Genomic DNA, 14,531 nt, shown 5'->3' with positions numbered 1-14,531 from the left:
TTTATGATTTGTCTTCTAACTTCGCAACATACTGAACAGCTCGTTTCGTTAGTTGTTGATAATCTTCTGCTGTCTGAAGTTGTTTCGCGTTGACGAGATTACTCCCTATCCCAACGGCAACACTGCCTTTTGACAGAAACTCATTCATATTATCAAGCGTAATGCCACCTGTTACCATTGCTTGAACATGTGGAAGTGGTCCTAGTATATTTTTTACGTAGTTCGGTCCAAATGCATCTGCTGGGAAAATCTTAACCATCTTTGCACCGTGCTCATAGGCCGTTACAATTTCCGTTGGCGATAAAACCCCCGGAATGTTTAATATGCCATATCGGTTCGTAAGTTTTAAAGTATTGATATTTAATGTCGGAGATACGATAAACGCTGCACCCGCCATTATTACCGCTCTCGCTGTTTCAGGATCGAGTACCGTCCCCGCACCAATCGCTACTTTATCACCCAAATTTGTTACAGCCTTTTCAATTATACCTGTAACATTTGGCGTTTCCGCAGTAATTTCCACTGCATTTATGCCCCCTTGGGAAAGTGCCTCAAGTATCGGTACAATGTTTTTCTCCTCTGCTTTACGAATAACAGCTATAATTTTGCTTTTCTTAATCGTTTCTATAATTGTCATGATAAGTATCCTCTTTTCTTATTCTAAATTTGCATGCTTTTGATTCAGTGCTGTATGATTATGTCCTTTCGGATGTTGTTCTAAAAGATAAACAACAACAGAATCTAACAGTAAATGTGCAGTTTGGTCAAACTGGCTGCCAAGTGGTTGGATTGTTTCCGGCTCTGATGCAAGACGCTTCTTCGTTGCCGCAGGGATACAAACCGTACAATCGCTTAATTGTCCAATTGCCGCAGTCTTATTTGTAGTAACTAATGCTACTGTTGCACCAACTTCTTTCGCTTTTATCGCATATTGCTGAAGCGATCCTGTAGAACCTGATCCAGAAATGATAAGCAGCAGATCATCAGATTTAATACTAGGTGTAATCGTCTCTCCGACAACATAAATGGGATAATCACTATGCATCATCCTCATGGCAAATACTTTACCAATTAAACCTGATCGTCCGGTACCAGCAACAAAAATTTTTTTTGCGTGATGTAGTTCCTTTGCTAGTTTCATAGATTCTTCTGGATTTATTTGCCCCAATACTTCAGATACCTCGTTCACGATGCTTTTAGTTATTTCTTTCATATAAATCTATACTCCCCTTCTTTAAGTTAATTGCCTTTTAGCAAGATTCCCTCGACATTAACTGTGGTTCAAATCGGTAAATTTCCGGATCTGTGTACTTATTTTTTATTCTATTTAATAGTAGTGTTGCGGCTTTTCTCCCCATTTCAAAAGCGGGCTGGGCAACGGTTGTTAATGCCGGGCTATAAAAACTAGCGAAAGACACATCATCAATACCTATCAGCGCAAGGTCTTCTGAAATGTTTAGCTGCTGCTTTTTTGCGTATTTCAGCACTTCAAACAGTGTTCGATCATTTAATGCCAAAAGCGCGTTTGGCGGATTAGGAAGTCTTAGCATTGCATCCAGGCTTGCTTGAACTTCCGAAATATCAGTACTTGATAGATAGTCTGGATTAAATGGAATATGCTGGCTCTGCAATGCGTTTTTGTAGCCTTGAATCCGCTCTTTTCTCGGTGTTACACCTTCACTAAGTGGTGGAGTAAGTAGGCCGATTCGCTGGTAACCTTTTTCCACAAACCTATCAACCGCAATTTTGGCAGCCCTTTTATTGTCCAACAGCACAGTATCAATAGATATCCCTGGAACAATCCGATCCATAAAAACAATCGGGTAATTACTATCGGTCAATTGGTTATAAAGTTCCACGTTCTCCCCTGTTGGAAAAGCGATAATACCATCTACCTGTTTAGCACGAAGCATATCAATATATCGTTTTTCCTTCGCAGGGTTATCATCGGCATTGCAGACGATGATGTGGAAATTTGATTCATTACAGAAATCTTCAATTGCACGAATAACCTGGGTTGAAAATACGTGCAGGATATTTGCGACGATCACTCCAATGGTCATCGTCGATTTTTGTTTCAAGCTTCTTGCGATGATATTTGGGCTATAACCTAATTCCTTTATTGCTAGTTCTATGCGTTTCTTTGTTTTTTCCCCCATGTAATCATATCGACCATTTAAAAATTGGGAAACAGTACTTTTAGAAACACCAGCTTGCTTTGCCACATCTGCCATTGTAATTGTTTTCATTTTATATTCTCCTAAGTCATTTACAGGTTACTAAACCGGTTTAGTAAATCGATTTAGTAATAGTATAAGATAATTGTAAACGTTTTACAAGAGAGAATTATTATTATCATGGATTCAAGTGTGAATAATATAAAAGAACCCCATTGAGTTAAGCACTCAATGGGGTTGGGTTAATCTTTTTCTTTTGGGGTTAGCAGCAATTTATTTTCTTGGTCGACATTCAATTTTGTTTCGTGATAGGTTCCATCTACCCAATCTTTCATCTGATCATGATACCATTCACTTCTGAAATGGCCTGACTGGCCAGGTCCAACGATATGGAAACCTGTTTCGGAATCATTCATATCTGCTACAAATCGCCAAGAAGCACCATGATTCACTTCACCCGTTTCGTTGTTATAGCTTGCTGCCATCGGCGTAACGCTACTTCCTCCTACAGGTACCGGCTTTTCATGATTAAAAAAGAATGCTAGTACCGGACTAACTGCTGATAACGGATGATGAAATTGTACTTTATGATAACCTCCCCAATTCCATGCGGATAGATCTTTCCCGTATTCATCCGTTAAGTCCGCTAATGTCTTACTCAAGGATGTATGAAGTACTTTTTCCAAACCACCGTTTTCTTCCATCCATATCGAATCATCACCTTGAGCAGCTTTTCGTAAAAGCATATCAGTTGTTTGCGCCTGTCCGCCAAATAGATGCATCACATTATCCGGTATGTCATCTGCATATAAATTGGTTTCTATTTCATCCATCCAACGGTGAAATATTAATGGTTCGGCCGCTTCAACATCATCATCAAAATCCCATTTTCCCAGTAATGCCAAGGCCTCTTTTTCTACTTCATTAAGCTCAGCGTTTTTCAAATGCGTCGCAAATAGCGGCACAAACTCACGGGCCTGTAAATTCACCGTATCCATTTGTAAGTTTTTCATATCTATAGCTGTAAGCTCATCACTTTTTTCCAGTACTTCGGCAATTCGTTCATAACGATAGGGTTGTGCCCACATATTACTTATATGATAGGGATACGTTTCACCAACAACCTTATTATTTGCCGATGCTATGAATCCCTTTTCAGGATTGACAACGCGTGGTAATTCGTCAAATGGAATATAATCTGTCCACTCATGTTTCTTTTCCCAGCCAGGAAGGGGCAATAATGCATCATCACCATCTTCATAGATAGGTATATTTCCATTCGCTTTGTATGCAATTGTACCGTCCTTTGAAGCGAATACAAAGTTTTGTGCCGGTGCAAGGAACTTTTCGAGGCCCTTTTCAAATTCTTTCCAATTGGTCGCTCGATTGATCTCCAAAATCGACTCGAGCTCTGTCGTTGGGTCGAGCGCGGTCCATCTCAATGAAAAAACGGTATCCTTACCACTATCTTCAGCAAACTCGGAAACAATCGGACCATGCCTTGTCTCCTTGACTTGATAGTCCTCGGTTTTGCCATCCTTTACTTTGATTGGCTCATCAATTACTGTGGCTGTTTCCCATTCGTCTTCGAACAAAAACTCCCCCGGTTTTTCCGGATTTTGTTTTTCCATATAAAGCTGTTGCACATCTGGCCCTGTATTGGTTACGCCCCACGCAATTTGTTCATTTTGTCCTAAAATGATACCCGGCACGCCAGCGAATATAACACCACTAACATTAACATCGTCTGTTTTTAAATGCATCTGATACCAAATCGATGGGGTGGCCAATCCTAAATGCGGATCGTCCGCTAATAGAGGCATTCCGGAGGCTGTTTTCTCTCCACTTACTACCCAGTTATTACTGCCATTAAATGAAGGAGGAACAACGGCATGTTCGAAACTGCTTGCAACATCGATCTCATCTTCCCCAATAATTTCTGGCTTGTTTTTCGGATAGGATGGAAATAACTCATAGGCTTTTTCCTCGTCAAACGCATTCAACAAATAATAATTGAACGCCTGTTGTTCCCAGTGTCCTCCAAGGTCAAAAGCCATATATTTTCCAATCGTTAAAGAATCTATTGGTGTCCATGGTTCCGGCTCTGATCCAACAAGTTTAAATTCAACCGGTAAACGACCTGTTTCCTTGGCTTCTGCAATATATGTATTAATCCCTTCCGCAAACCAATCCAGTACCTGTTTTCCTTCATCTGTGTACAGATCATAGGATTTTTCCGCTGCTCGTCGTAATCCAAGCGTTCGGAAATATTTATCATTATCAATGGCTGAATCACCCACCACTTCACTAAGCGTTCCAGATGCCTGCCTACGTGATAACTCCATCTGAAACATCCGGTCCTGTGCTTGAACATAACCTTGCGCCATGTACAAATCATGGTCATTCTCTGCTTGGATGTGGGGTACACCATCTTCATCTGTCATCACCACCACTTCATGTTCCAACATCGGCAGTTCGATCGTACCCTCCAACTGGGCAAGTGATTTTTTCGTATATCCGCTTACAATAAAATAAGCAGCAAGAAGTAATACTACTATTATTCCAACAATCATTAGTAATATCGTTTTCTTGCTTCTTTTTCTCTTTTTAGATGATCGTGGTGGAAATTCGTGTGCTTCCTCCATCCCCATTCCCCCTATTATCTTTATATAACGATATATAAATTATATCATAATTATTTGAATTTTATCTATGCAAATTGGAGACTAATAGTAAAGATAATGGGTCTAATGGGTTCGGTTAATCAAATTTCTCCTGCAGCTTCTTTAAACGTTTAATATCCGACCTTACCCAGATGGACAGGATAAAGGCAATAACAAATACAATGCCAAAAATAAACATTGTTACATTATAACTGCCGGTAGAATCATAGATAAGAGATAGGAAAACAGGTCCAGCGATACCTGCCATGGCCCAAGCTGTTAAGATATATCCATGGATGGCACCAAGCTGCTTTGTTCCAAATAAGTCACCAATATAAGCGGGGATCGATGCGAATCCACCACCGTAGCAACTAACAATGGCAAAAAGCAGAATTTCAAACAAGATCAGATTACTGGCTGACGGAATCATAAAGAACGCGATAATTTGAATAACAAAAAAAGTCGTGTACACATTTGGTCTGCCAATATAATCGGATAACGTTGCCCAGCCGAGTCTGCCTCCACCATTGAATATCCCCATCACACCGACCATTGTCGCAGCAGCACCAGCAGACATTCCTGTTATCTCTTGCCCCATTGGAGAGGCAACAGAAATAACTGCAATCCCACACGTTACATTTAGGAAAAGCATCAGCCAAAGTATCCAAAAGCGTCGTGTTTTAATTGCTTCATTTGCTGTCAGGTAAGAAAGGTCAGCTTTGATCTTCCCTTTACGATGAGACTCCTGTTGCCGTTCTTTAAATCCTTTAGGTACCCAATCCTTAGGAGGTGGTGCCAAATACTGGGAAGAAATCATCATCACGATAAAATAAATGGATCCCAATATAAAGAAGGTCGCTGAGATGCCAACTTGTCCGATTAGTAATGACGCTGCAGGTCCAGTCAATAATGAGGCAAAACCAAAACCCATAATAGCCATCCCAGTCGCAAGTCCACGGTGATCGGGAAACCATTTTACAAGAGTAGACACTGGTGCAATATAGCCAATACCCAAACCGATTCCACCAATTACACCATAGAATAAATAAAGCATATATAATGATTCCATAGATGTAGCAAGCCCTGATCCCGCTACACCGACACCGAAAAACAAGGCAGAAAGCATCCCAGCTTTCCTTGGTCCGTATTTTTCTACAAATTTACCCAAAAAGGCTGCGGAGAATCCTAAAAAGAAAATAGCGATACTAAATGCAAATGATATTTCTGTTGTTTTCCAACCAAACTGATTTGCCATCGGATTAGTGAAAACACTCCAAGCGTACGCGGATCCTATGGATATATGAATCCCAACACCTGAAGCAGCAATAAGCCAGCGATTCTTAACTTTTTGCATCTTTAACTCCTCCCTCTTATAGTAAGATTACATACAATTATCTTCCATTGCCTATTGTCTTGCATACTCTCCCGATTTGGACTGTTGCTCTCCCAATTTTGGAGTGCGCTGCCCCGATTTAGCCACTGCTCACTTCGTAAAAATATCCAGTTCTCCAATTCGCTTTGCCGCCTCTACCAGCCGCTCTTCTGAATCCAATAAACCTACACGCACATAACCTTCTCCCTTTTCCCCAAATCCGTTTCCAGGTGCAACCACTACATGCGCTTTTTCCAGTAGCATGTCCGCAAATTCTTCTGATGCATACCCATCAGGAACAGGTAACCAAGCAAAAAAGGTCCCCTTCGGAGCAGTAACATCCCAACCTATTTTATGTAGTGTCGTAACAAAAGCATCACGCCTTACTACATAGGTATCTACCAATTGCTGTACTGCAGTTTGTTCACCAGTTAGCGCTGCCGCTGCTGCATGCTGTATCGCACCAAACAAACTTACATAAAGATGGTCCTGAATCAAGTTGATACTTTCGATTACAGATGGGTTTCCAACTGCAAAAGCAACCCGCCACCCGGCCATATTATATGTTTTTGATAACGTATAGATCTCCACACCAATGTCCTTTGCTCCTTCAGACTGCAAGAAACTCTGTGGTTTCTCTCCATCTAATCCTATTGCTCCATATGCAAAATCATGCACCACACAATAATTATATTCTTTGGCGAGCGCAACCGTCTCGTCAAAGAAATCCTTCGTTGCTGTTGCTGCGGTGGGGTTGTTTGGATAATTTAAGAACATTAATTTGGCTTTTTCCAGTACGTTACTGGAAATACTGCTGTAATCAGGTAAAAAGTTATTTTTCTCTAAGAGCGGCATAAATGCTGTCTCGGCATCAGCTAAAGCAATGCCTGACAAATAATCCGGGTATCCTGGATCAGGCAACAATGCCAAATCACCAGGATTGAGCAAACATTGACTTAATTCCACAAGCCCTGCTTTCGCGCCAAATAAAATAGCTATTTCCTTGTCCGGATCAATAGTGACATCATACTCTTTTTTATAAAATTCAGCGACCGCTTCCTTTAGATACGAATGTCCCTGAAATGGCGCATATTTATGGTTGATCGGATCCTCTGATGCATGCTGCAATGCCTCAACAATATGACTTGGCGTTGGCAAATCCGGATTACCTTGTCCCAAATTAATAACGTCATGTCCTTGATCCTTCATGTACTGCGCTTTCTTCACAAGCTTTGCAAAAAATTGCTCGGGTAACCTTTTCAATGTTGTCGATTGCTCAAATGTCCGCATAAAATCTACTCCCTTTATGTAATTTCTCTATGTAATTGATATTTATCGCTGGTTAACGGGAAAGTAAAAGTCTGATTCGTTCAACTAACATTCAGAGGAGGAGGCAAACTAAATTCGCGACACCCTTATCGCAACGCCTGCATTTGCACGTCCTGTGCGTCTAAACCTCTTCTGAATGAAGATTTCACTTTATGATAGCTGTCATCCCTTTATTTGTAAAGACTATTTTTGTTGTTTTCTGTTAATCATGATATGATTTAGAGATTGAGAGATTTAAATTTATATTGTTTACACATATGCAATCGAATACATTTTGAGGCATTATGCGTAAAGCTAGGATAGATTTTGAAGGGGGAGATTTTAAATGATGAAATATGCTATCTATCAAGCGGAAATTGTTCCAGGAAATCCGGAAATCAATCGTCGCAATGTCCATAATTGGCTTTTGGAACAGGTCCAACAGGATAAACCGGATACGATTGTACTCCCGGAAATGTGGAATACTGGTTATGCATTAACGGAACTGGAACGAACTTCGGATCGGGACGCTGAGCCTTCTGCATCTTTTTTAAGTGATTTAGCTAGGACGCATCAGATTAATATTATTGGTGGATCCATCGGTAATAAGAAGGCGGATCAATTTTATAATACGAGTCTTGTATTTAATCGTAATGGAGAGCTTGTATATCAATATGATAAAATCCATCTTGTTCCGATGTTGGACGAACATCTCTATCTAACAGGTGGGCAGGAAAAGGCGCAGATCTTTGAACTGGATCATATTAAAATGGGACTCATTATTTGTTATGACTTGCGCTTCCCAGAATTAGCGCGACAACTAGCATTGCAGGGTGCACAAGTGTTACATATCGTTGCGCAGTGGCCTGCCGTGAGAAAAGACCACTGGAAATATTTGCAAATTGCTCGAGCGATAGAAAATCAGCTATTTGTCGTATCCTGTAATACAGTCGGAGAAGACAAGGATACCAAATTCGCTGGGGCCTCTATGATCATTGATCCATGGGGAACGATCATCGCTACTGGTGATCAGAACATGGGAGCGACAATTACGAGTACAATCGATCTGGAAGCTGTCCCTAAAGTAAGAGAAGATGTACCTGTTTTTTCCAGTAGGGTTCCAGCATTGTATGACAATATATAAAAATATTCCTTGAATAAAGTTGCTTCATCGTATGTATCAAAATATGTTATAATTCTATTATTACATAAAATTAGCATTTTTTAACACATCAAAATATTAAATAGAAAAGGAACGATACTATGATCATTGGATTAACAATTATATTAATTCTAGTATTATTTTTGCCGTTTACAATTGGTTTTGTAGAACGGAATTTGGAAATCTTTTTATTTATTATGGGGGTTGCCGCTGCCATTATTAGTGGTGTACTAGATCTTCCGCTTTTTACAAAAGCATTGGTAGATCCGATCAACATTACCATCGCTGTCCTGCTTGCAGGATTATTATTCCGTTGGTTTGAAGATCCTATCACTAAAGGAATTGACGCAACGAGTAAAGCAATGCCATACCGCTTGTTTATCTTCCTACTTGTCGTTATTATGGGATTAATATCCAGTGTTATCACAGCAATTGTTGCCGCTGTGATCCTGGTCTCCGTTGTTAGTGTTCTAAAACTGGAGCGTCAATCAGAAGTCCGCCTTGTTATATTAGCATGTTTTTCTATTGGGATGGGTGCAGCACTGACACCAATTGGTGAACCACTATCAACCATTGCAATCAGCAAATTGGATGAAGATTTCTTTTACTTATTTCGTTTAATTGGTTCTGACGTTATTCCAGCGTTGATTATCTTCGGTATTCTAGCTGCATTTATAATTAAGAAGGGCAATTCCGACAAGTCCTCCACCGAAATGGCTGCTAGTAAAGAACCTGGAGATGATTCTGGGGCGAAAACCAAAACTAAAGATGATAGTGGTAGCGGCATGGAGACGGAATCTTATGGGGAGATCATTTTCCGCAGTCTCAAAATTTACTTATTTGTTATGGCACTGACATTTCTCGGTGCTGGCTTTGAACCATTTATTGAAAAATATCTACTTGGACTAAGTCCACTTATTTTGTACTGGATTAACATGATTTCAGCAGTACTCGACAACGCCACATTAGCTGCTGCAGAAATTAGTCCTTCCATGGACGGCCCGACAATTAAAGCTATTTTACTTGGTCTGCTTATCAGTGGTGGTATGCTCATACCGGGGAATATCCCGAATATTATCGCTGCCGGAAAGCTAAAAATTAAAAGCCTGGAATGGGCGCGCTTCGGTGTTCCCGTTGGCCTAATCGCTATGGTAGTTTATTTCATCGTTATATTATTGTTTGGTTAAAGTGAAACCTCATATGGAGGGAACTACCTTCTCCGAATGTTAGTTGAACAAATGGGGTTTTACTGCCCGTTATCTGCAATAAATCGATCAGACACTTTCCTTCTGGAGGTGTCTTTTTTTGGATGGAAGGGAAAAGAATTGCAGGATAATTAAAGTTCTATTAACATAGAAGAATCGGGTGTTCACGTCACCCCAACAAGGAGGCATTTATAATGAAAGAAGAATATCAAAAACGGTTAACCAAGCTACAGAATGAATTAATCGATAAGCAGATCGATGTTGCAATGATAACAACACCGGCAAACGTTTTTTACTACACAGGCTTCAATAGTGAACCACATGAACGGTTTATGGCACTGGTTGCAGACAATCGCACGAAAAAATTCATCCTTTTTGTACCAGCATTAGATGCGGAAGCGGCTGCGGAAGCTTCAATTGTCAGCAATATTATTCCAATTTCTGATGAAGAAGATCCGTTTGCGATATTGCAAGAAAAGCTAGGCAAAGATATTTCACATTTTGGCATTGAAATGAAAACGGTAAGTGTATTCCAATATAATCAATTACAAACCATTTTCCCGCAAACTGCTTATAATGATATCCAGCCATTTATTAACTTGCAGCGCTTGAAAAAATCGCCAGCAGAAGTTAAATATGTGAAAAAAGCAATTGAGATCATTGAAAAGGTAATGGCTGAAGGAATCAAAAAGGTAAAAGTCGGTATGACAGAGGCAGATTTTACCGCTGAGTTGGAATTTTTAATGCGTAAATTCGGTGCGGACGGCCCATCTTTCTCAACGATTGCATTAGCTGGGGAAAAGGCGGCATTACCGCACGGCACACCTGGGGATCGCGTTATCCAAAAAGGTGACTTTTTATTAATTGATATGGGTGTAATCAAAGATGGCTATTGTTCTGATATTACAAGAACATTTATCGTTGGTGAAGCTTCCGAAAAACAAAAAGAAATATATGACATTGTGCTTCAATCAACAAATGCAGGTATCGATGCTGTTAAAGCGGGAGTACCTGTGAAGACATTTGACATTGCAGCAAGAAATGTCATCAAAGAAAAAGGCTATGATGAATACTTCAACAACCGTGTCGGGCATGGTCTTGGCATCGAAGTACATGAAGAACCGTCTATTCATGAAAACAATGAACAAATCGCTGAAGCCGGATTAATGTTCACGATTGAACCAGGAATCTATATTCCTGATTGGGGCGGCGTACGAATTGAAGATGATGTTTACATCAATGAACAAGGTGAAGTAGAAGTATTAACGACTTTCCCGAAAGAACTGCAAATTATATAAGATGAAACTTCATTCAGTCGGAGTTTTACTGCCCGCCAAACTGCGATAAAGAAAAGTGCAGCAACTAGGCAAAATAGCGAAAAGACACTCCCTGTGTTTCATAAGGGGAGTGCCTTTTCATTTACAAGGCTTTCGGTAAATGTGTTAAGAAGTTCTTGTAAGCAAAACCACTAACCTGCTCCTCTGAATAAAACTTCAGCAGCTCATTGATCAGATTTTGATAAGTTGAAGCATCTTCTAATTTTTCAACAAAAGTGCTGATCCCATCAAAGTCAGATCCAAATCCAATTTGTTTCTCCCCGCCAAGTGCACATAAATGATCGATATGTTTAATCAAATCGGAAATTGTTGCTGTTTCCCGATCTTCATTAATAAACGGCGGATTAAAGACAACATGAATTAAGCCATCTTTAGCAAACATTGCTTTTACCTGGTCATCATAAAGATTTCTTGGGTGATCACAAATCGCTCTTGCATTGGAATGACTTGCAAATGGATAATCGGATAGCTCCAATATATCCCAAAAACCTTTTACAGTGGAATGCGACACATCTGTAAACACATGATGCTCATTATTCAGTTTTACAACTTCTTTCCCAAGCAAAGTTAATCCTCCACCACGCGGTTCCCCTGCCCCATCTGCACAGAGATTCGCATTATTCCAAGTCATGCCGATCGACAATACACCCAGTCGATACAGATGACGCAATTTAACCAGATCATTACCAAAAGCATCCGCGCCCTCTAATGTGAGCAATGCACCAATTTCTCCGTCCTTTAAATGATTCAGTTCCTCCCACTTTTTAATATGTTTTATTTCTGGGTTTTTACCAAGTACTTCTTCATAAAATAAATCAATTTGCTCTAAAGCATGTTGCCATTTCTCATCAGATGGTACATCTGGTTCAATAAATATCGCGTAAAATTGGGTCATTAATTGTCCTTTTTTTAAGCGATTTAAATTGGTATCAAGCTGTGGGTCATCCTGATAACTCAATGGTTTTCCTCCGTTATTTATTGTTCTTTTTCCGAATTGCAATTTTAATAATGCATCACAATGTGTATCAATAATTTTCATATTTTCTTATCCCCCTTGACAAGATTTAATAAAGCCTTGGAAAATTTCAAGTGATGCTGCGTCATTAACAACGATCATACTTTCCGGATGCCATTGCAAACCTAGCGCAAAGCCATGTGTTTTACTTTCAATCGCTTCAATTACGCCATCACTTGCCGTACCACTAATTTGAAAAGAATCGGAAACAGTCCGATTTGCCTGATGATGGCGGCTATTCACCTTCAATCTAGCTGTACCCGTCAGCTCGTGTAACAAGCTATCTTTTACGACATCGACAAAATGGGATGCATGGCTGGCAGGCGCTTTTTGACTATGTTGCAGCAAATCCCGATCGATTTGTGCGTACATATCCTGGTACATGTCTCCACCTACTGCAATATTTAAAATCTGACAACCGCGACAAACTCCCAGCACCGGTTTATCCATCTTGAGCAACTGCTTCATTAAAGCAATTTCAAATGCATCACGTGCGGGTATGATTGTTCCGAGATTCGGATGGGGTTCTTCACCAAACAGCGTCGGATCAATATCATAGCCCCCCGTCGCATATAACCCATCAAGCTGATCAGCAATTTGCGGCACATCTTCTTTCGACAAATAGGGCAGCATAACAGGAATTCCACCTGCCTTCGTGATCGCCATGACGTTATGACGATTTACCATATAACTTGTTTCATCTGTCTCCATGGATGCGGTAATCCCAATAAGTGGCTTCATTAACTTGCCTCCTGACATTTTGTCGTTACACTTTTTAACAGTTCGCCTGGTAACCTATCATTATCAATTTCATGTTATCATTTTCATCTTTAAATGTGTATTGTTATAAAGAAAAATCCAAAAACTTAATTAGAAAGTTTTATGTTATTGTTTTTGTCTGTTATAATTTAAATGAAATACATCAAATAATTTTTATCGATTGAAAATGCATTTTCTATACAATTTTGTTCTAAATCAGCAAGAGCCACATAAGATAAGCAGGGTAACAAAACAAATATGAGATTATCAAGAAGCAAGGAGGATATAAAATGCCGCGTGGTAAACATCAACTTAAGGTAGATATTCCAATTGAACAAGTATGGTCTTTCGTCAGCGATATGAATAAATGGGCACCATTAGTCCCCGGCTATATGGAACATGACATTTTAAATGATAAACAATCAACTTGGAAGTTCAAGGGAGACCTCGGGTTCGTACAAAAAACGGTTAATCTAAAAATCGACATTACCCAGTGGCAGAAGCCTACAAAGGTAACCTTTAATTTAACTGGGCTCGATGACAACTTTAAAGGTGATGGCTATTTTGAAGCAACATCTGTGCACGAAAAGTTGACCAAAGTAACCGGATTCCTTAACATTACAGCAAAAGGTTTAAAGGGACCAATGATCAATACAGTCCTTAAATCGTTCGTTCCCAAAACAACGCAGCAATTAACCGAAGCAATTGCAGAAAAAATGAACCAAATGGAAACAGTGACGAATTAGACTTGTAGCTTCGGATTAAATCATCCTATAAAAAACAAGCACCTGCATCATCGCAGGTACTTGTTTCATACATCACGCCATCCATTTCGGTGGCATATTTTTATCCCAATAAATTTCGCCAATTTGATAGTGTTCTTCAAATCCATCCTCGCTTAAATGATAATGAAAATTAAACCAATAACCCTCACCAGGTCGATTCTCTCGACGCACATCAAATCTGGCAACATCCTTTCGGGCATGATAATCATGAATATTGAAGATTCGCTCCCCATATCCTTTCGATGGCAACTCAGAAATACCGTAGTAATTAATCTGTTCTTTCCCAGCATCCGCTAATATCATTTGCAGTACTACCTCCATATTTGGAAGTATCGTTGCGGCTAAATCAGGATCGACTTGTTCGGTAATTCTTGGTCCCAGTTTTGCAATCGTATGTGCCTTTGCCTGGTCGGTAATCGCATCAAGTATGTAGGCTTCTGAATCGCGTTCATTAATATCACTTATATCTTCTATATCTTCCGCAACATCCAATGTAGGAACAGAGACTTCCTCGCGCTCACTCGATTTCGCAGAAACAAATTCTTCGTTATCAGTATCAGGATTTAAGTTGATCGGTGGGGTGTAAGCCCCCAGTGTAACTAATGTAATAAGAAATACGGATATCTTTTTCATCCAAAGTTTCATAGGATAGAAATCTCCTTTCTATAACACCTACTTAAACTTTACCATAATATTGGGAGAAGTCTATTATAATCTTAACGGTTTCTCCATTAATTGAGTCGATGGA

General features: G+C 39.8%; 13 protein-coding genes. 4 read left to right on the top strand and 9 right to left on the bottom strand.

Translation table 11 applies throughout. From position 1 onward, the window contains the following. Position 1 precedes the first annotated feature (1 nt). The 6 genes from JOC34_RS08400 to JOC34_RS08375 form a co-directional block, all read right to left on the bottom strand. The gene (locus JOC34_RS08400; RefSeq protein WP_205136300.1) at positions 2 to 637 is read right to left on the bottom strand and encodes a bifunctional 4-hydroxy-2-oxoglutarate aldolase/2-dehydro-3-deoxy-phosphogluconate aldolase; all 636 of its coding nucleotides are present in this window, start codon (positions 635 to 637) and stop codon (positions 2 to 4) included. Between the two features lie 18 nt (positions 638 to 655). Beyond that, entirely contained in the window at positions 656 to 1,213 is a 558-nt protein-coding gene (gene hxlB / locus JOC34_RS08395; RefSeq protein ID WP_205136299.1) for a 6-phospho-3-hexuloisomerase, read from the bottom strand. 37 nt (positions 1,214 to 1,250) lie between these two features. Next, positions 1,251 to 2,249 carry a LacI family DNA-binding transcriptional regulator gene (locus JOC34_RS08390; RefSeq protein WP_205136298.1) on the bottom strand — a complete coding sequence of 333 codons (999 nt, stop codon included), beginning with the start codon at positions 2,247 to 2,249 and terminating at the stop codon, positions 1,251 to 1,253. A 170-nt stretch (positions 2,250 to 2,419) separates the two neighbouring features. Beyond that, complete coding sequence (locus JOC34_RS08385; protein ID WP_205136297.1) at positions 2,420 to 4,828, bottom strand: penicillin acylase family protein; 2,409 nt, start codon at positions 4,826 to 4,828, stop codon at positions 2,420 to 2,422. A gap of 109 nt (positions 4,829 to 4,937) precedes the next feature. Further along, a complete protein-coding gene (locus JOC34_RS08380) occupies positions 4,938 to 6,194 on the bottom strand; it encodes an L-lactate MFS transporter (protein WP_205136296.1) in 1,257 nt (418 codons plus the stop codon). A gap of 129 nt (positions 6,195 to 6,323) precedes the next feature. Further along, positions 6,324 to 7,502, bottom strand: coding sequence for a pyridoxal phosphate-dependent aminotransferase (locus tag JOC34_RS08375; protein WP_205136295.1), 1,179 nt, complete (start codon positions 7,500 to 7,502; stop codon positions 6,324 to 6,326). Positions 7,503 to 7,866: 364 nt separating this feature from the next. On the opposite strand from JOC34_RS08375, the gene JOC34_RS08370 reads away from it, so the two are divergent. The 3 genes from JOC34_RS08370 to JOC34_RS08360 all read left to right on the top strand — a co-directional run bounded on the left by JOC34_RS08370 (position 7,867) and on the right by JOC34_RS08360 (position 11,185). Continuing rightward, positions 7,867 to 8,664: a carbon-nitrogen family hydrolase gene (locus tag JOC34_RS08370; RefSeq protein ID WP_338062652.1), complete on the top strand. Its 798-nt coding sequence runs from the start codon at positions 7,867 to 7,869 to the stop codon at positions 8,662 to 8,664. Between the two features lie 119 nt (positions 8,665 to 8,783). Beyond that, the gene (locus tag JOC34_RS08365) at positions 8,784 to 9,869 is read left to right on the top strand and encodes a DUF1646 family protein (protein WP_205136294.1); all 1,086 of its coding nucleotides are present in this window, start codon (positions 8,784 to 8,786) and stop codon (positions 9,867 to 9,869) included. A 212-nt stretch (positions 9,870 to 10,081) separates the two neighbouring features. Beyond that, complete coding sequence (locus tag JOC34_RS08360) at positions 10,082 to 11,185, top strand: M24 family metallopeptidase (protein WP_205136293.1); 1,104 nt, start codon at positions 10,082 to 10,084, stop codon at positions 11,183 to 11,185. 121 nt (positions 11,186 to 11,306) lie between these two features. Here the strand turns inward: JOC34_RS08360 and JOC34_RS08355 are convergent, their stop codons facing one another. Beyond that, positions 11,307 to 12,263, bottom strand: a complete 957-nt coding sequence (locus JOC34_RS08355; protein WP_205136292.1) for a dipeptidase — start codon at positions 12,261 to 12,263, stop codon at positions 11,307 to 11,309. Positions 12,264 to 12,269: 6 nt separating this feature from the next. Further along, positions 12,270 to 12,980, bottom strand: coding sequence for a gamma-glutamyl-gamma-aminobutyrate hydrolase family protein (locus JOC34_RS08350; RefSeq protein WP_205136291.1), 711 nt, complete (start codon positions 12,978 to 12,980; stop codon positions 12,270 to 12,272). Between the two features lie 308 nt (positions 12,981 to 13,288). On the opposite strand from JOC34_RS08350, the gene JOC34_RS08345 reads away from it, so the two are divergent. Then, positions 13,289 to 13,744 (top strand): SRPBCC family protein, encoded by a 456-nt coding sequence (locus tag JOC34_RS08345; protein ID WP_205136290.1) that lies wholly within the window; start codon positions 13,289 to 13,291, stop codon positions 13,742 to 13,744. 72 nt (positions 13,745 to 13,816) lie between these two features. Here the strand turns inward: JOC34_RS08345 and JOC34_RS08340 are convergent, their stop codons facing one another. After that, positions 13,817 to 14,428, bottom strand: coding sequence for a YpjP family protein (locus JOC34_RS08340; RefSeq protein WP_205136289.1), 612 nt, complete (start codon positions 14,426 to 14,428; stop codon positions 13,817 to 13,819). Between the last annotated feature and the right edge of the window lie 103 nt (positions 14,429 to 14,531).

Origin of the sequence: Virgibacillus halotolerans, from assembly GCF_016908515.1 — a bacterium.
Classification (GTDB): Bacteria; Bacillota; Bacilli; order Bacillales; family Amphibacillaceae; genus Virgibacillus_M; species Virgibacillus_M halotolerans.
This window is presented reverse-complemented; position numbering and strand designations above follow the sequence as displayed.